The following is a 17,277-nucleotide window of genomic DNA, read 5'->3' as shown; positions in this document are numbered from 1 at the left end:
GCGGGGGTTTTTGCTTTGGCGGGGGGCATTCAGTGCGAGGGCTGGGCGGCCAGCCACCAGCGCCGCTGCCGGCCGGCGCCGCGGTCGGTGCGGAACTGGCGGTGCAGCAGCAGGCAGGTCAGGTAGCCGACGAGGCCGAGCACCAGCCACGGCAGGCCGGGCTGCTGCAACTGGCGCGCGATGTCCAGCAGCCAGCCGCCGCCGACATAGCCGCTGGCGCCGCCCAGCGCGAGCCCCATGCGGCTCATGCCCATATAGCTGGCGCGGGCCTCGGCCCTGGCGAAGCCGGCGATGCGCGCCTCGCGTGGCGGCTCGGTGATGATGGTGCCAAGATAGAACAGTCCCAGGACGACGAAGGCGGGTTGCCAGGACTGGATCTGGCTCATCAAGAGCAGGCTGCTGCTCATCAGCAGGATGCCGGCCAGAATGCGCGCCTCCAGCGACAGATAGCGTTCGCCGAGCCGCGCCAGCGGGTACAGCAGGCTCAGCGACAGCAGGGTTTCCAGCGTGTACATCCAGCCGACGGCGGCGGGGGTGCCGGCCAGCTGCTTCAGCGTCACCGGCACCAGCAGCATGATCTGCACGCCCAGTGCGTAGTAGCCGCTGAGGATCAGCACGAAGCGCATGTAGGCGCGATCGCGCAGCACGGTGCGCGCCGCGGCCAACGGTGGTGCGCGCTTGCTGGCCACGCGGTAGGGCGGCAGCAGCAGCGCGTTGACCAGTGCCGCCAGCAGGAAGATGGCACAGCCGCTCATGCCGACCCACCAGAAGTCGTAGTGCAGCAGCCAGGAGCCGAGCAGGGCGCCGATCACCGCGCCGGCGCTATCCTGCATCATCAGCAGGGTGTAGAAGCGGTTGCGCTCGTGCGGGCGGGTCAGCTTCACGATCAGCGCCGAGCGCGGCGGATCGAACAGCGTGCCGCCCAGCCCGGAGAACACGCAGGAGGCGATCAGCCACCACGGCGAGCTGGCGTTGGCCATCATCGCGAAGCCGGCGGCGCGCAGCAGCATGCCGCTGACGATCAGCGGCTTGGCACCGTAGCGGTCGGCCAGCGTGCCGCCGAGCAGGCCCAGCCCCTGTTGCAGCAGCTGGCGGATGGCCAGCGCCACGCCGACCAGCGTGGCGGCCCAGCCGAGCCGGTCGACGAAGTGCAGGCTGATCAGCGGAAAGACGATGAAGAAGCCCATCACCACCAGCAGGTTGTCGCTCATGATGAACCATCGGCCGTAACGGCGGGCTTGTTCCGGGTTGGACATGATAGGCTTTCCACAGGGTTGATAACGGCATTTTCCGCGCGCGTCAGTTATTATTGAAGCCATTAACTTGCAATATTTGCTATCGGATTTGCTTATGTCTATCGCGATGGATGACCTCTCTCTGCTGCTCGACATCGTGGCCTGCGGCAGCTTCAGCCAGGCGGCGGCACGGCGCGGCTGGTCGCAGCCGCAGGTGAGCCAGCGCGTGGCGCTGCTGGAGGCCGAGGTCGGCGCGCAGCTGTTTCGCCGCCACCGGCGCGGCGCCTTGCCGACGCCGGCGTGCGAGGCCTTCCTGCCGGCGGCACAGCAGGCGCTGGATGCGCTGCAACGCGGGCGCGAGGCGCTGCAGCGCGAGCCGGCGCTGCCACGGCTGACGCTGGCCAGCCTGCCGTCGCTGTCCTCGGTGATCTTCGGCCCGCTGCTGCTGGCGCTGGCCGATGCCGCGCTGGAGATCCGCTGCAGCACCGACCATTCGCCGGCGATCATGGAGCGCCTGCTGACCGGGCAGGCGCAGGTCGGCTTCGTGCTGCGCTGCCCGCCGATGGCCGGCATCCAGATGGAGCGCATCTGGCGCTCACCGATGGTGGCGGTGGTGCACCACCGTCACCCGCTGGCCGGCGCCGGCAGCCTGCAGCTGGCCGACATCGCCAACGAGCGGCTGGCGCCGCAGTACTGGGGCGAGGGCTGCGACGAGCTGCTGGCGCTGATCCGCGCCGCGCGGCGGGTGGCCGGCCCGATCCACGCGGTGCAGCCGGCGGTGGCGGCGCGCGAGCTGGCGCTGGAGCACGGCTTTCTGACCTTCATGCCGGAGGTGGCGGTGCGGCGCGACCTGCGCGACGGTCGGCTGGTGAAGCTGCAGATCGGCGACCTGCCGCTGTGGGAGTGGGAGGTGATGATGGCGTGGCGCACCGGCAAGCGCGCGGACGCGCCCTTGCAGCAGGTGCTGGACACCGTGCGCGCGCTGGCCGGCGAGTGGCGCTAGCGTTGCGGCCAACGTTGGCCGCAACGCAAAAGGCCCGCCGTGGCGGGCCTGGCCGGACGAGCGCCGGGGTTTACATGCGCGCGATCATCGCGTCGCCGAAGGCGGAGCACGACACCTCGGTGGCGCCGTCCATCAGGCGGGCGAAGTCGTAGGTCACCTGCTTGTCGGCGATGGCGGCCTCCATCGACTTGATCACCAGGTCGGCGGCTTCCTTCCAGCCCAGGTGACGCAGCATCATCTCGGCGGACAGGATCAGCGAGCCCGGGTTCACCTTGTCGAGGCCGGCGTACTTCGGCGCGGTGCCGTGGGTGGCCTCGAAGCAGGCGTAGTGGTCGGAGATGTTGGCGCCCGGCGCGATGCCGATGCCGCCGACCTGTGCCGCCAGCGCGTCGGAGATGTAGTCGCCGTTGAGGTTGGTGGTGACGATGGTGTCGTACTCGGCCGGGCGCAGCAGGATCTGCTGCAGGAAGGCGTCGGCGATGGCGTCCTTGACGATGATGTCGCGGCCGGTGTGCGGGTTCTGGAAGCGGCACCACGGGCCGCCGTCGATAGCCTGGGCGCCGAACTCTTCCTGCGCCACCTTGTAGGCGACGTCGCGGAACAGGCCCTCGGTGAACTTCATGATGTTGCCCTTGTGCACGATGGTCAGCGACTGGCGGTCGTTGGCGATCACGTACTTCAGCGCGGCGCGTACCAGGCGGGTGGTGCCCTCGACGGAGATTGGCTTGATGCCGATGCCGGAGCTGTCCGGGAAGCGGATCTTCCTGACGCCCATTTCCTGCTGCAGGAATTCGATCACCTTCCTCGCGCCTTCGGATTCGGCCGCCCACTCGATGCCGGCGTAGATGTCCTCGGTGTTCTCGCGGAAGATCACCATGTTGACCAGTTCCGGGTGCTTCAGCGGCGAGGGGACGCCTTGGAAGTACTGCACCGGGCGCACGCACTGGTACAGGTCCAGCTCCTGGCGCAGCGCCACGTTCAGCGAGCGGATGCCGCCGCCGACCGGCGTGGTCATCGGGCCCTTGATGGAGACCGAGTACTCCTTCAGCGCGTCGAAGGTTTCCTTCGGCAGCCACTCGTCCGGGCCGTACAGGCGGGTGGACTTCTCGCCGGCGTACACCTCCATCCAGTGGATTTTCTTGCTACCGCCGTAGGCCTTGTGCACCGCGGCGTCGATGACCTTGATCATCACCGGGGTGATGTCGATGCCGATGCCGTCGCCTTCGATGAAGGGAATGATCGGGTTGTCCGGGATGGCTTGGCCCGGAATGATTTTCTGTCCGTCGGCCGGTACCCGGATATGGGATGCGCTCATCACTATCTCTCCTTTGTGGACTCCATCTGTGTTGACCTGTGTCGTGGCAATCCGCGTTGCCTGTCGCCTCCAGCGTGACTGAGGGCTGCTGCTTGTTATTGTTAGCTCAAGGTTGGCCGCAGCGGTATCGGTGTTTTGACGGGCTGCCACGCCGCTCCATTGTAGTCGAGCAGGTGCTTGCTAGAACATGACCGACCGCAAGCGCTCATCGACGGCAAGAAAAAACGCCAGGGCTGGGCCCTGGCGTTGTCGGGTGCCGGCAGGGCGCTTGCCCCGCCGTCTGTTGCGGCTTAGCCGCGCGCTGCGGCCAGCGCGGCGTTGAAGGTGGCGCTCGGGCGCATTACCGCCTGGCACTTGGCGCGATCGGCCAGGTAGTAGCCGCCGATGTCTACCGGTTTGCCCTGCACGGCCTTCAGCTCGGCCACGATCTGCTGCTCGCTCTCGCTCAGCGTCTTGGCCAGCGGCGCGAACTGGGCCGCCAGTGCGGCGTCCTCGGTCTGCGCGGCCAGTTCCTGCGCCCAGTACATGGCGAGGTAGAACTGGCTGCCGCGGTTGTCCAGCTCACCGGTCTTCGGCGACGGACCCTTGCTGTTGTCCAGCAGCTTGCCGGTGGCGGCGTCCAGCGTCTTGGCCAGGATCTTGGCCTTGTCGTTGCCGGTCTTCAGGCCCAGGTCTTCCAGCGATACCGCCAGCGCCAGGAACTCGCCCAGCGAATCCCAGCGCAGGTGGTTCTCTTCCACCAGCTGCTGCACGTGCTTAGGCGCGGAGCCGCCGGCGCCGGTTTCGTACATGCCGCCACCGGCCATCAGCGGCACGATGGACAGCATCTTGGCCGAGGTGCCCAGTTCCATGATCGGGAACAGGTCGGTCAGGTAGTCGCGCAGGATGTTGCCGGTCACCGAGATGGTGTCCAGGCCGCGGATCACGCGTTCCAGCGTGTAGCGCATTGCGCGCACCTGCGACATGCACTCGATGTGCAGGCCGGTGGTGTCGTGATCCTTCAGGTACAGCTTCACCTTCTTGATCAGCTCGTTCTCGTGCGGACGGTACGGGTCCAGCCAGAAGATCGCCGGCATGCCGGAGTTGCGGGCGCGGGTCACCGCCAGCTTCACCCAGTCGCGGATCGGGGCGTCCTTCACCTGGCACATGCGCCAGATGTCGCCTTGCTCCACGTCCTGGCTCAGCAGCACTTCGCCGGTCGCCAGGTCAACGATGTTGGCCACGCCGTCTTCGGAGATCTCGAAGGTCTTGTCGTGCGAGCCGTACTCTTCGGCCTTCTGCGCCATCAGGCCGACGTTAGGCACGGTGCCCATGGTCTTCGGATCGAATGCGCCGTGCCATTTGCAGAAGTTGATCATCTCCTGGTAGATGCGGGCGAAGGTCGATTCCGGCATCACGGCCTTCACGTCCTTCAGGCGGCCGTCGGCGCCCCACATCTTGCCGCCGTTGCGGATCATGGCCGGCATGGAGGCGTCGACGATGATGTCGTTCGGCGAGTGGAAGTTGGTGATGCCCTTGGCGGAGTCCACCATCGCCAGTTCCGGACGGTGTTCGTGGCAGGCGTGCAGGTCGCGCTTGATCTCGTCCTGCTTCGATTGCGGCAGGGTGGCGATCTTGTCGTACAGGTTGGCCATGCCGTTGTTCACGTTCACGCCCAGCTCGTCGAACAGCGCGCCGTGCTTGGCGAACGCGTCCTTGTAGAAGATCTTCACGCAGTGGCCGAACACGATCGGGTGCGACACCTTCATCATGGTGGCCTTCACGTGCAGCGAGAACATCACGCCGGTCTTGTGCGCGTCTTCGATTTCCTTCTCGTAGAACTCGCACAGCGCCTTCTTGCTCATGAACATGCTGTCGATGATCTCGCCTTCCAGCAGCGATACCTTAGGCTTCAGCACGATGGTCTGGCCGCTCTTGGTCTCCAGCTCCATCTTCACGTCACGGGCGCGGTCCAGGGTCATGGATTTTTCGCCGTGGTAGAAGTCGCCGTGGTGCATGTGCGACACGTGGGTGCGCGATGCCTGGCTCCACTCGGCCATGCTGTGCGGGTGCTTGCGCGCGTATTCTTTTACCGCCTTCGGTGCGCGGCGGTCGGAGTTGCCTTCACGCAGCACCGGGTTGACGGCCGAGCCCAGGCACTTGCTGTAGCGGGTCTTGATCGCTTTTTCTTCGTCGCTGGTCGGGTTTTCCGGGTAGTCCGGCACCGCGTAGCCCTTGGCTTGCAGTTCCTTGATGCAGGCCTGCAGCTGGCCGACGGAGGCGCTGATGTTCGGCAGCTTGATGATGTTGGCGTTCGGGTCCTGCGTCAGGCGGCCCAGTTCGGCCAGGGTGTCCGGCACCTTCTGGGCGTCGGTCAGGTAGTCGGGGAATTCAGCCAGCACGCGCGCCGCAACCGAGATGTCGGCGGTGTCGATGGTGATGCCGGCGGCGCCGGTAAAGGTCTGGATGATGGGCAGGAAGGCGTTGGTTGCCAGCGCGGGCGCTTCGTCGGTGAGGGTGTAGATGATGGTCGGTTGTTCCGAAGGCATTACTCTATCTCCATGATTATTTTGGTGACGACTAACGATGGCACGGGGGCTTGCGGTGCTGGACGACAACCCGTGTCGACGCGGGGAAAGGCTGTGAAAGGCCGGCTCTTGGTTCGTCAGGTGCCAGCGGCGCCCGGAACGGTGATGCCCGGTGGCTCTCGGGCGACTTTTCAGAAGCGAATTATACTCCGTCCGCGCCCCGCTGTTCGACGCACATTCGAACTTTGGTGTCGTTTTTCCGGTGAACGCTTGTTCGAATATGAATTGTGTTGCGCCGCGGCTACGCCGGGCGCGGGCTATTCCGAAGCGCGATAGCGGCTAGGGTGCCGCCGTTTTCTGAAACGAATGTTTGAATTGTCGCGCAGGGCACGTCGCGCAGGGCACAAGGTTGGCCGCAGCCGCCGGCGGCAACGCGCATGTGACCGCAGGCGGGCAGCCTTGCTATCATCCGGATCATTACTTCCATACCGGCCGGCGCGGACATGTCCCAACTCTTCCTGCTCAACAAGCCCTACGGCGTGATTTGCCAGTTTTCCGAACACCCCCTGCATCCCACGCTCAAGTCCTGCGTCGCCCAGCCCGGTATCTACCCGGCCGGGCGGCTGGACACCGACAGCGAGGGCCTGCTGCTGCTGACCGGCGACGGCGAGCTGCAGCACCGCATCAGCGACCCGCGCTGGAAGCTGCCCAAGACCTACTGGGTGCAGGTGGAAGGGCGGCCGGACGAGGACAAGCTGGCGGCGCTGCGCGCCGGCGTCGATCTCGGCGACTTCGTCACCCGGCCGGCCGAGGTGCGCGTGCTGCCGGAGGCGCCGGCGCTGTGGGAGCGCAAGCCGCCGGTGCGCTTTCGCAAGACGGTGCCGGACTGCTGGCTGGAGATCATCATCAGCGAGGGCAAGAACCGCCAGGTGCGGCGCATGACCGCCAAGGTCGGCCTGCCCACCCTGCGCCTGGTGCGCGTCGCCATCGGCCCGTGGCGGCTGGACGGGCTGCAGCCGGGCATGCTGCGCAGCGTCGAGGTGTCGCTGGCCGACCTGCCGCGCATGCGACCGGCCAAGCCGACCGGGCCGGCGCCGGCGCGCAGGGAGCCCGCGGGCAAGGGCTTCGCGAACCAGAACCCCGCGGACAGGCACGCCGCGAACGGGAGCAGAACGCCGCCCGCCGCGCCCGCGCCGCGTTTCCGTTTCGCCAAGAAGAAGTAGGGCCACGGCAGTCATTCCTCTGCGCCGGGCAGCCGGCGCAAGCGAGGTGTCACGATGCAGATTCCCGAGTACTACAACCCGGTGGCGCGCGAGATCGCGCAGGCGCTGGTGGACGGCTTCGACCGCCACTACCGGCTGTTCCGCGCGGTCAGCCAGCAGGCCAAGCCGCTGTTCGAGGCGGCCGACTGGCAGGGGGTGCAGAACCTGGTGCGCGACCGCATCCAGTTCTACGACGAGCGCGTGCACGAGACGGTGCAGCGGCTGAAGCACCAGTTCCACGCCGACCTGCTGGACGACGAGATCTGGCAGCAGGCCAAGCTGTACTTCATCGGCCTGTTGACCAACCACAAGCAGCCGGAGCTGGCCGAAACCTTCTTCAACTCGGTGTTCACCCGCATCCTGCACCGCGACTACTTCAACAACGATTTCATCTTCATCCGCCCGGCGATCTCCACCGAGTACATCGAGTCCGACCCGCCGAGCTACCGCAGCTACTACCCGGCACAGCACGGCCTGCGCCGTACGCTGCGCCGGATCGTCGCGGACTTCGGCTGGCGGCGGCCGTTTGCCCGGCTGTCGCGCGACCTGGCGCGGGTGATCCGGGCGGTGGACGAATTCTGCGGCCAACGTTGGCCGCAGGCCGAGGCCAACCTGCAGATCCAGCTGCTGTCCAGCGCCTTCTACCGCAACAAGAGCGCCTACCTCTTCGGCAAGGTGATCAACGGCGGGCAGGTCTACCCGTTCGCGGTGCCGGTGCTGCACGACGCCGACGGCCGGCTGTACCTGGACACCATCCTGCTGGAGCCGTGGCGCATCGGCGTGCTGTTCTCCTTCAGCCGCGCCTACTTCATGGCCGACATGGAGGTGCCGTCCGGCTACGTGCAGTTCCTGCGCTCCATGCTGCCGACCAAGACCAAGGCCGAGCTGTACACCATGCTGGGGTTGCAGAAGCAGGGCAAGAACACCTTCTACCGCGACTTCATGCAGCACCTGCAGCACTCCGGCGACCAGTTCACCGTGGCGCCGGGCATCCGCGGCCTGGTGATGCTGGTGTTCACCCTGCCGTCCTACCCCTACGTGTTCAAGCTGATCAAGGACGTGTTTGGCGGGCCGAAGGAGGTGGACCGCGCCACGGTGAAGGCCAAGTACCAGCTGGTGAAGCGCCACGACCGGGTTGGCCGCATGGCCGACACGCTGGAGTTCTCCAACGTGGCGTTTCCCAAGGCGCGCTTCAGCGACGAGCTGCTGGACGAGTTGCGCCGCCTGGCCACCAGCAGCATCGAGGAGGGCGAGGACACGCTGGTGATCCGCCACCTGTACATCGAGCGGCGCATGAAGCCCCTTAACCTGTACCTGATGAACTGCGACGAACAGGAGAAGGAGCGGGTGGTGCGCGAATACGGCGACGCGATCCGCGATCTGGCGGCGGCCAACATCTTCCCCGGCGACATGCTGTTCAAGAATTTCGGCGTCACCCGCTACGGCCGGGTGATCTTCTACGACTACGACGAAATCGAGTACATGAGCGACTGCCACTTCCGCCGCATCCCGCCGGCGCCGAACCCGGAAATGGAGATGTCGGGCGAGGTGTGGTACCCGGTGGCGCGCGGCGACGTGTTCCCGGAGGAGTTCGGCACCTTCCTGCTGGGCGATCCGCTGGTGCGGCGGGTGTTCCTCAAGTACCACCGCGAGCTGCTGGACGCCGGCTTCTGGCAGCACAAGCAGCAGCGCATCCGCGACGGCTTCATCGAGGACTTCTATCCCTACCCGGTGGAGCTGCGCTTCTGCAACCGCTACGCCGCCCGGCCGCGGGCATAAAAAAACCGGGAGTTCAGCGCTCCCGGTGTGGTGGTGACCGCGTGCCTGGTGCCTATTGAGGCGTGCACTGCTGATCCTGGAAGTAGGCGATCGGGCCTGCGCTGGTCAGGCCGATGTGAAAACAGCTGTCCTCCGCAAAAGTGACACCCAGGTTTTCGGTGGCGCGTACCACCTCGAACAACACTTCGACTTCCTTGAAATACTTGGCAACACGGTCATTGCCGTCCAGCCACGCCAGAATGCGGTCCCGCTGCGGGTGTTCGCTTTCCAGGGTGAGCTGGCAATCGGAACAGCTGACCAGGCTGATTGCCGGTGGGATGGAAATATTCAGGCTGGCAAGCTCTTCACGCACAATGGCGGAGAATTGCGACAACTCCCGCATCGCGCGCTCGCGGATGCCTGAAAGAGGGAGGGCTTCGCCACCGTTGGCCGTACCGAACAGGCGGGCCAGAGCGGATGTCACGGCGTAACCTTCTGCATGCATGATATGGGGTTCCTCCAGTGGGACAGCGTTGATCGGTTGCTCACTTATCTGCACTGTGTTTGCGGCAGATTCGTGTTTGTATTGTAGGCAACCGTATGCAGAACGCCTGTCTTTATTTTGTCATTTTTTGCAATTCGTACAGCAGCTCCAGCGCCTGCCGTGGCGTCAAGCTGTCGCTGTCGATATCGCGCAGCCGCTCCAACGCCGGGTGCGGCTCGGCCTCCACCTCCACCACGCGCGGCGTGCTGAACAGGTCCGGCTGCTGGCTGGCGGCGGACTGGTTTTCCAGCTCGGCGAGATAGCGTTTCGCCTCGCGGATCACCTTGGGCGGCACGCCGGCCAGCTGCGCCACCGCGAGGCCGTAGCTCTGGCTGGCCGGGCCGTCCTCGACGTGGTGCAGGAACACGATGCGGTCCTTGTGCTCCACCGCCGACAGGTGCACGTTGGCCACCGTGTTGTAGCTGGCGGCGAGGCTGGTCAGCTCGAAGTAGTGGGTGGCGAACAGCGTGTAGGCGCGGTTCTTCTCGATCAGCGCCTTGGCAATCGCCCACGCCAGCGCCAGGCCGTCGAAGGTGGACGTGCCGCGGCCAACCTCGTCCATCAGCACCAGCGACTTGTCGGTCGCGTTGTTGAGGATGTTGGCGGTCTCGGTCATCTCCACCATGAAGGTGGAGCGCCCGCCGGCCAGGTCGTCGCTGGCGCCGATGCGGGTGAAGATGCGGTCGATCTGGCCGATGGTGGCGGCGTCGGCCGGCACGAAGCTGCCGATGTGCGCCATCAGCGTGATCAGCGCGTTCTGGCGCATATAGGTGGACTTACCGCCCATGTTCGGGCCGGTGATCAGCAGCAGCTTGCGCTCTGCGGCCAAGCTGGTGTCGTTGGCGATGAAGCGCTCGACCTCGGCCTCCACCACCGGGTGGCGGCCGGCGACGATGTCCAGCCGCGTCTCCGGCACGAACCGCGGCTCCACGTAGTTGTGGGTCTCGGCGCGCTCGGCAAACGCCGCCAGCACGTCCAGCCCGGCCACCGCCTGCGCGATCAGCTTCAGCTCGCTGATGTGCGGCGCCAGCTGGTCCAGCACCAGCTCGTACAGCTGCTTTTCCAGCGCCAGCGACTTGTCCTGCGCCGACAGCGCCTTGTCCTCGAAGGTTTTCAGCTCCGGCGTGATGTAGCGCTCGGCGTTCTTCAGCGTCTGGCGGCGGCGGTAGTCTTCCGGCACGTTCACCGACTGCGCCTTCGACACCTCGATGTAGAAGCCGTGCACGCGGTTGAATTCCACCTTCAGCGTGCTGATGCCGGTGCGCTCCCGCTCACGCGCCTCCAGCGCCAAGAGGAAGTCGCCGCAGTCGTTCTGGATCGCGCGCAGCTCGTCGAGGTCGGCATTGAGGCCGTGGTTGATCACGCCGCCGTCGCGCAGGAAGGTGGCCGGCTCCGGCAGGATGGCGGCGCGCAGCAGGCTTTCCACCGGCGAATTGTCCGGCAGCAGCGTCGCCAGCTCGGCCAAGAGCGGCGCGTCCAGGCTTGCGGCCAGGGTCTTGGCGCCGCTGAGCGCCGCCAGCGAGTCGCGCAGCGCGGCCAGGTCGCGCGGGCGCGCCGAGCGCAGCGCCACGCGCGCGGTGATGCGCTCGATGTCGGCCACCTCGCGCAGTTGCGCGTGGATGTCTGTGTGTACCGGCAGCAGCGCGCGCACCGCCTGCAGGCGGCGCGCCAGCTTGTCGTGACGGCGGATCGGGTGGTGCAGCCAGTGGCGCAGCAGGCGGCTGCCCATGCTGGTGGCGCAGCTGTCCAGCAAGGACGCCAGCGTCGGCGACGGCTCGCCGCGGATGGTTTCGGTCAGCTCCAGATTGCGGCGGGTGGCGGCGTCCATGCGGATCAGCTCGCCGGCGTCTTCCACCGCCAGCTGCGCGATGTGCGCCGGGTTCACCCCCTGCGTCGACTTCACGTACTCCAGCAAGGCGCCGGCGGCGCCCACCGCCACCGGCAGGGTGTCGGCGCCGAAGCCGGCCAGGTCGCGGGTGCCGAAGTGGCGGGTCAGCGCCAGCGTGGACGACTCGCTGTCGAACTGCCACGGCGGCAGCTTTTTCTTGGGCACCGCGATGGCGTCGAAGGCCGCGAGGCCGGTGTCGTCGGGAATCACCAGCTCGGCCGGCTTCAGCCGCTCCAGCTCGCTGGACAGCTCCTCCACGCCGGTCTGCATCACCTTGAACTCGCCGCTGGCCAGCGACAGCCAGGCCAGGCCCAGCACGCCCTTGTGCATATTGACGGCCAGCACCAGGTTGTCGCGCTTGTCGTCCAGCAGCGCGGCATCGGTGAGCGTGCCGGGGGTGACGATGCGCACCACCTTGCGCTCCACCGGGCCCTTGCTCAGGGCCGGGTCGCCGATCTGCTCGGCGATGGCCACCGACTCGCCCATTTTCACCAGTCTCGCGAGATAGCCTTCCGCCGCGTGGTAGGGAATGCCGGCCATGCGGATCGGGTTGCCGCCGCTGGCGCCGCGCGCGGTGAGGGTGATGTCCAGCAGCCGCGACGCCTTCTCGGCGTCGTCGTAGAACAGCTCGTAGAAGTCGCCCATGCGGTAGAACAGCAGCTTGTCGGCGTGTTCGCGTTTCAGGGCGAGGTACTGCTGCATCATCGGAGTGTGTTCTGATTTTGTCATGAAGATAAATTATTAATTTATATGCAAAATATAATTAAGTTGCTGATTTTGCTTGATTATTTTTATGTGGGTGTCGCCATTGATATGGTGGCGACACTTGTCAGCTAGTGGGCGCACTTGACTGTTTGGTGTAGGTTTTTGCTATGCCGGAGCATGAAACCTATAGCGCTGGCATTTGATGATCAAGCACCTATACCAGCTGCTATGTTTGATGCCCGCTCTATGAAATTGCTCGCGCCGGGGCAATATCTTATCAGTCCAGACTATCCAGGGCTTCGTTTCGAAGCCACCAACTCGACTCGCACATGGATTTACCGTTATCGCCGCATGGCGGACAGTCGCCTATGGCAAGTCAAGATCGGCAATTGACCGGCGATGTCGTTGCAAGCCGTGGTAGTGACGTGGGAGGGGCTGCGCAAGGTGCATGATGCTGGTGGCGACCCGGCGGAGGATCGTAAGCTCCAGCGCACGTCAGTCAAAGAGGCGGCATTGGCTCGACGCCCCCCTGTATTGAGTAGCTGGCGGAGCAAATTTGGCGGAATTGAGTGTCTCGGATGCCAAGCGGCTCAGGAGCTTGATGCCAAGAACACTCGGTTGAAGAAACGCCTGGCTGAGTCGCTGCTGGAGAACAAAATTGCCAAGGACGACGTCGGGGGAACGTCGCCCACAGGCTGCGTATTTCCTAAGATTGTTTAGTCTGAGGTTTTTGCTCCCTGAGCCACTCGCTTATACATGCCTATGTCGCTGATTTCGCGGGCAGCGAACTCTGTTAGATTGTTTCGTGCCACGCTGCCTGGCCTTATGTCGAGCGACTCCAGCAGCTCTAGTATTTCTTTTCTGGAAGCCTTAATGCTCAGAAAATACGCCTTGAGGGATTCGGCGTCCATGGCCATCAACTCTTCTGGGCTCTTGGTCAGCTTTTGGCGCGTTCGTTTGATCAATGCCCGAATCAAGTCATTTCGCTTCAGCTTTGAGTATCCAGTTGGCTTCCACTCCGGCATCAGTTCACTGATTTCTGCAGCGGTAAGTTCGCTTTCTTCAAGACCGGCGATTGCGCCTTCAACACCTAGCCATTCGATGAGTTTCACTAGATCAATCATGGACACACCTTCATGAATTCGTTAGTTAATGCTCTGAATTGATCTGCTTGTTTTGCTGCGTTTGCACCACTTACATCAAAGACTGGTTGTCGGTTTGCTGCAGCAAGTCTTAACCCGTCTCCTTCAGTTACATAGTTCACGAAGATCTCACCAGATCTTCGCAGGCGGTTGTATTCCAATTGTTCGCTTTGCTTCAATGATTCGGCGTATTCCCGTGCCATCATGCCCATCGCACCGGAAAAAATAGTATCTCTATACCCGTCCTCAACACCTAGCGAACGTCTGATCATTGAGATGTCGCTGTTGACGTTAGCAATCTCCCCGATCACAGTGGCTACTCCGATGGAAGACTGTCTGTCCAATTTGACAGGTGAAACACAATAGTCAGATGCGTAAATGATTGATCTCATCACGTCAGAAACTTCTGGATGGGAGTCAATCAAGATGTAGTCATAGTGATCTTGCAGACTGTCTAGAACGAGGCAAATCGTTTTCAAATGCGCAAGCAACAACATGTTGTTTTCTCTAATGTTGTTTGTGCTGGGGAGTTTGTCGACAGAGACAGTTGCTAGTCTTGGATCCGCGGGAACTAGATCGATATTATACCCCATCCCATTCCAGGTGTAGATGTCTACCTCCGGTGTCTGAGACATCGCACTGTAGAGTTGCTGGAACTTGTTGAATAGCGTTGTTCCAGACGGAATTTTCGTCCCAAATCCTTCGATCAGCTCTGGGAAGAAGCGCCCTGATATACCACCTCGTTGATAGTCCGCATCAATGACTAGAACTCGCTTCTTTTTGAAACGGCTAAGTGCTACAGCGATGTGGTAACAAGCCGTTGTCTTGCCCACACCACCCTTTTCGCTGATGAATCCCACGACTGTTGCCATCAAGAATCCCCTTCCTCTTTTTCATATGCCCATTGGTCACTGTTGATGTTAACACGGCAAGTTCTGCACGCTTCTCCCTTAGATCATCAGGTCAAGGCGGCTGCTTCACTGAAGCCGGGACAGTCCAGTTGTCATTCAAAATGAGTATGAAAAGCAGGGCAAGCTAGGTTGGGAAGTAGAGTAGAACATGTCGATGGTGGTTACTTTGTTCCGAGTTGTAGAGTGCTCCCTTGGCGTTTTTCTTGTATGAAATTTAGTGTTGCTTTGTAGTTGAAAACTAATTTGATTAATAAAATCAAATACATGAAGCCGTTGCATCATCGGCGTGCGTTGGGGGCATCAGGCTGTCCGTCGGAGGTAAAAGGTTGGCCGCAATAGGCAACGCCCCGACAGGCGGGGCGTGGCAAGGCATTTTACGGGATGTGACCGGCGTCGTCACGGCGGGTCGGCGCTGAGCGCGACGGCGCGGTGGCGGCCGGCGGCCTTGGCCGCGTACAGCGCGCTGTCGGCGCGGGCGAGCAGGGTGCGGCTGTCGTCGCCGGCCTGCAGGCAGGCGACGCCGATGGAGCAGGTGATGGCGAGGATGTGGTGCCCGCTCTGGATGCGCAGCTCGCTGATGTCGTCGATGATGCGCTCGGCCAGGTCCAGCGCCTCGTGCAGCCCCAGTCCCGGCAGCAGCAGGCAGAACTCCTCGCCGCCGATGCGCCCGGCGACGTCGCTTTCGCGCAGCACTTCTTCCAGCGCGTCGCCCAGCGCGGCCAGCACCAGGTCGCCGGCGTGGTGGCCGTGGTGGTCGTTGATCTGCTTGAAGTGGTCGAGGTCCAGCATCAGCACCGACAGCGGCGCGTGCTGCACCTGCGCCAGCTGCAGCTGCGTTTCCAGCCGCGCCAGCAGCGTCGGGCGGTTGAACAGCCCGGTCAGCGCGTCGATGGTGGCCTGCTGCTCCAGGATGCGCTGCAGCGCCTTGCGCTGGCTGATGTCGCGCGCCGAGCCCCAGATCACCGGCTGGCCGTCCAGCATCAGGCGGCGGGCGCTGACCTCGACATCAAGCAGCGTGCCGTCCTTGGTGCGGTTGACGCTTTCGAAGGTCTCGCCGTCCTCGCCGGTGGCGGCCAGGCGCTCGCGGATGCTCTGCGGCGTGCTGCCGGGCACCACCTGCCACAGGTGCATGCGCAGCAGCTCGTCCAGGTCGTAGCCCAGCATCTGGCACAGGCTGTCGCTGGCCTCCAGGAAGCGGCCGTTCATGTCGATCACGGACAGGCCGTCGGCGGCGTTCTGCAGGATGGCGCGGTACCACTGGCTGCGGCTGTCCAGCTGGCGGTGGATGGTCTGGTTTTCCAGCAGCAGCGCCAGCAGGCGCGCGGTGTCCTCGAGGATGGTGATCGCCTGCGGCGTCGGTGCCAGCGGCGTGCGGTGGTAGACGGCGAAGGTGCCGTGCACGGTGCCCTTGCTGTCGATCAGCGGCTCCGACCAGCAGCTGCCCAGTTCGAAGCGTGCCGCCAGTTCGCGGTACGGCGCCCAGTTCGGGTGCAGCTGCAGGTTCTCCGCCACCACCCGCTTCGCGTGCCACACCGCGGCGCCACAGCTGCCGACCATCGGGCCGGGGGCGAGGCCGACCAGGCGCTGCTGGTAGGCGCCGGGCAGCGACGGCCCGGCCACCGGCTGCAGGCGGCCGCGCGAATCCAGCAGCAGGATGGAACAGCGCCACTCCGGCAGCGCCAGCTCGATCTGCTGCACCACGGTGCGCAGCAGGGCGTCCAGCGGCGCGCCCTGCGCGTTCTGGCGCAGGATGTCGCTGTGCAGCAGCTGCCAGTGCTGACGCCGGGCCTGTTTCTCGCGCTGTTGCAGCTGTGCGAGCTCGGCGCCGGCGCGCTCGACGAAGGGCTGCAGCAGCGCCGTCAGTTCCGGCGCGAAGAAGTCGGGGCGCGCATCCAGTAACGCCAGGTGGCCCAGGCAATGCGCCTCTTCGTCCAGCAGCGGCCAGGCGAGGCAGCTCTGCCACGCCTGCTGGCCGGCCTCGGGCTGGCACTGGCGCAGGCCGCGGCCGAGCAGCAGTGGCTGGCGGTTGTCGAACTGGCAGTTGCAGGGCAGCGCGTGCGGCGCAGCGCCGGCGTCGTTGGCAAACAGCACCTGCAGCTGGCGGTGCGGGCCGCTGCTGCGCTGCGACAGCAGCACGCGCTCGGCGCCGGTCAGGCAGGCGAGCTGGCTGACCAGTTGTTGCAGGTACTTTTTGCCGATGCAGCTGGCGCTGTGCAGCAGCAGGGCATCGCGGATGCGGTCGGGATCGGGCATGGCAGGCGCGCTCGGTGCGTATCCGTTTCAGTATGCGACTTAGTGCCGGCTTGCGGAAGCAATGAATGGCGGCCGCCGCGTCATGGTGGCGGCGTGTGGTTTGACAAGCATTATTTCTCGCGTCTATGATCCATATCAAACTTTCAGAAATTACTGAAAACTGGAAAACGACATGAACCTGCCACCCCTGATTCAATCCTTCGTGCTGCATTTCGGCGAGATGGGCAGCCACTGGGGCATCAACCGCACCGTGGGCCAGATCTACGCCTTGCTGTACGTGTCCGACAAGCCGCTGAACGCCGACGACATTGTCGAGGCCATCGGCTGTTCACGCTCCAATACCAGCATGGCGCTGAAGGAGCTGCAGGCCTGGCGGCTGGTCAAGCTGCAGCACCTGCCGGGCGACCGCCGCGAGTACTTCTCCACCCCGGACGACGTGTGGGCGATCTTCAAGACCCTGGCCGAGGAGCGGCAGAAGCGCGAGGTGGAGCCGACGCTGACCATGCTGCGCGGCGCGATCATGGAAACGCCGTCCGGCGACGCCGAACGCCACGCGCAGGCGCGCATGAACGAGATGTACCAGCTGATCGAGCTGGTGACCAAGTGGTTCGCCGACATCCGCGACATGGACGTGGACACGCTGCAGAAGCTGATGAAGCTGGGCAGCCAGGTGCAGAAGGTGCTGCAGTTCACGCAGAGCATCGGCCGCCTCACCGGCCGCGACAGCAACCGTAACGCCGACGCGGAGGCCTGA

At 64.3% G+C, this 17,277-nt stretch carries 12 protein-coding genes and 1 pseudogene; 5 read left to right on the top strand and 8 right to left on the bottom strand.

Features of this window, described 5'->3' with window-relative positions:
• Positions 1-29: 29 nt before the first annotated feature.
• Positions 30-1,256: a multidrug efflux MFS transporter MdtH gene (gene mdtH, locus IE100_RS04755; protein WP_189372973.1), complete on the bottom strand. Its 1,227-nt coding sequence runs from the start codon at positions 1,254-1,256 to the stop codon at positions 30-32.
• 94 nt (positions 1,257-1,350) lie between these two features.
• Here mdtH and IE100_RS04750 point away from each other — a divergent pair, with 94 nt between their 5' ends.
• A complete protein-coding gene (locus IE100_RS04750; protein WP_189372972.1) occupies positions 1,351-2,238 on the top strand; it encodes a LysR family transcriptional regulator in 888 nt (295 codons plus the stop codon).
• A gap of 70 nt (positions 2,239-2,308) precedes the next feature.
• Here the strand turns inward: IE100_RS04750 and icd are convergent, their stop codons facing one another.
• Together icd and IE100_RS04740 are read right to left on the bottom strand one after the other, a co-directional pair.
• Complete coding sequence (icd, locus tag IE100_RS04745; RefSeq protein WP_189372971.1) at positions 2,309-3,553, bottom strand: NADP-dependent isocitrate dehydrogenase; 1,245 nt, start codon at positions 3,551-3,553, stop codon at positions 2,309-2,311.
• A 290-nt stretch (positions 3,554-3,843) separates the two neighbouring features.
• Complete coding sequence (locus tag IE100_RS04740) at positions 3,844-6,081, bottom strand: NADP-dependent isocitrate dehydrogenase (protein ID WP_189372970.1); 2,238 nt, start codon at positions 6,079-6,081, stop codon at positions 3,844-3,846.
• 482 nt (positions 6,082-6,563) lie between these two features.
• On the opposite strand from IE100_RS04740, the pseudogene IE100_RS04735 reads away from it, so the two are divergent.
• Positions 6,564-7,082, top strand: a pseudogene (locus tag IE100_RS04735) (pseudouridine synthase); the annotation flags it as partial.
• Between the two features lie 255 nt (positions 7,083-7,337).
• Positions 7,338-9,101, top strand: a complete 1,764-nt coding sequence (gene aceK / locus IE100_RS04730; protein ID WP_189372968.1) for a bifunctional isocitrate dehydrogenase kinase/phosphatase — start codon at positions 7,338-7,340, stop codon at positions 9,099-9,101.
• Positions 9,102-9,153: 52 nt separating this feature from the next.
• Here the strand turns inward: aceK and IE100_RS04725 are convergent, their stop codons facing one another.
• Both IE100_RS04725 and mutS read right to left on the bottom strand, forming a co-directional pair.
• Positions 9,154-9,585 carry a hypothetical protein gene (locus tag IE100_RS04725; protein WP_189372967.1) on the bottom strand — a complete coding sequence of 144 codons (432 nt, stop codon included), beginning with the start codon at positions 9,583-9,585 and terminating at the stop codon, positions 9,154-9,156.
• Between the two features lie 112 nt (positions 9,586-9,697).
• Positions 9,698-12,241 (bottom strand): DNA mismatch repair protein MutS, encoded by a 2,544-nt coding sequence (mutS, locus tag IE100_RS04720; protein WP_229800222.1) that lies wholly within the window; start codon positions 12,239-12,241, stop codon positions 9,698-9,700.
• 375 nt (positions 12,242-12,616) lie between these two features.
• On the opposite strand from mutS, the gene IE100_RS04715 reads away from it, so the two are divergent.
• Positions 12,617-12,937, top strand: a complete 321-nt coding sequence (locus tag IE100_RS04715) for a hypothetical protein (protein WP_189372966.1) — start codon at positions 12,617-12,619, stop codon at positions 12,935-12,937.
• Here IE100_RS04715 and IE100_RS04710 read toward each other — a convergent pair.
• The 3 genes from IE100_RS04710 to IE100_RS04700 all read right to left on the bottom strand — a co-directional run bounded on the left by IE100_RS04710 (position 12,934) and on the right by IE100_RS04700 (position 16,523).
• Positions 12,934-13,341 carry a hypothetical protein gene (locus IE100_RS04710; RefSeq protein WP_189372965.1) on the bottom strand — a complete coding sequence of 136 codons (408 nt, stop codon included), beginning with the start codon at positions 13,339-13,341 and terminating at the stop codon, positions 12,934-12,936. The two genes, IE100_RS04715 and IE100_RS04710, sit on opposite strands and share 4 nt — an antisense overlap.
• Positions 13,338-14,231, bottom strand: coding sequence for a ParA family protein (locus IE100_RS04705; protein WP_189372964.1), 894 nt, complete (start codon positions 14,229-14,231; stop codon positions 13,338-13,340). Before IE100_RS04705 ends, IE100_RS04710 begins: the two co-directional genes overlap by 4 nt.
• A 435-nt stretch (positions 14,232-14,666) precedes the next feature.
• Entirely contained in the window at positions 14,667-16,523 is a 1,857-nt protein-coding gene (locus tag IE100_RS04700) for a sensor domain-containing diguanylate cyclase (RefSeq protein ID WP_189372963.1), read from the bottom strand.
• Between the two features lie 172 nt (positions 16,524-16,695).
• Here IE100_RS04700 and IE100_RS04695 point away from each other — a divergent pair, with 172 nt between their 5' ends.
• The gene (locus tag IE100_RS04695) at positions 16,696-17,277 is read left to right on the top strand and encodes a GbsR/MarR family transcriptional regulator (RefSeq protein ID WP_047966785.1); all 582 of its coding nucleotides are present in this window, start codon (positions 16,696-16,698) and stop codon (positions 17,275-17,277) included.

Origin of the sequence: Vogesella alkaliphila (assembly GCF_014652475.1) — a bacterium.
GTDB classification, from domain to species: Bacteria; Pseudomonadota; Gammaproteobacteria; order Burkholderiales; family Chromobacteriaceae; genus Vogesella; species Vogesella alkaliphila.
The sequence above is the reverse complement of the archived record's forward strand: the minus strand, read 5'-3'. Positions and strand labels throughout refer to the sequence as shown.

Coding starts and splice junctions, on each gene's coding strand:
- IE100_RS04725 (WP_189372967.1), bottom strand. CDS start 9,585: ATGCATGCAGAAGGTTACGCCGTGACATCCGCTCTGGCCCGCCTGTTC.
- IE100_RS04750 (WP_189372972.1), top strand. CDS start 1,351: ATGTCTATCGCGATGGATGACCTCTCTCTGCTGCTCGACATCGTGGCC.
- IE100_RS04705 (WP_189372964.1), bottom strand. CDS start 14,231: ATGGCAACAGTCGTGGGATTCATCAGCGAAAAGGGTGGTGTGGGCAAG.
- IE100_RS04700 (WP_189372963.1), bottom strand. CDS start 16,523: ATGCCCGATCCCGACCGCATCCGCGATGCCCTGCTGCTGCACAGCGCC.
- IE100_RS04715 (WP_189372966.1), top strand. CDS start 12,617: ATGTCGTTGCAAGCCGTGGTAGTGACGTGGGAGGGGCTGCGCAAGGTG.
- IE100_RS04710 (WP_189372965.1), bottom strand. CDS start 13,341: ATGATTGATCTAGTGAAACTCATCGAATGGCTAGGTGTTGAAGGCGCA.
- IE100_RS04695 (WP_047966785.1), top strand. CDS start 16,696: ATGAACCTGCCACCCCTGATTCAATCCTTCGTGCTGCATTTCGGCGAG.
- mutS (WP_229800222.1), bottom strand. CDS start 12,241: ATGACAAAATCAGAACACACTCCGATGATGCAGCAGTACCTCGCCCTG.
- IE100_RS04740 (WP_189372970.1), bottom strand. CDS start 6,081: ATGCCTTCGGAACAACCGACCATCATCTACACCCTCACCGACGAAGCG.
- aceK (WP_189372968.1), top strand. CDS start 7,338: ATGCAGATTCCCGAGTACTACAACCCGGTGGCGCGCGAGATCGCGCAG.
- mdtH (WP_189372973.1), bottom strand. CDS start 1,256: ATGTCCAACCCGGAACAAGCCCGCCGTTACGGCCGATGGTTCATCATG.
- icd (WP_189372971.1), bottom strand. CDS start 3,553: ATGAGCGCATCCCATATCCGGGTACCGGCCGACGGACAGAAAATCATT.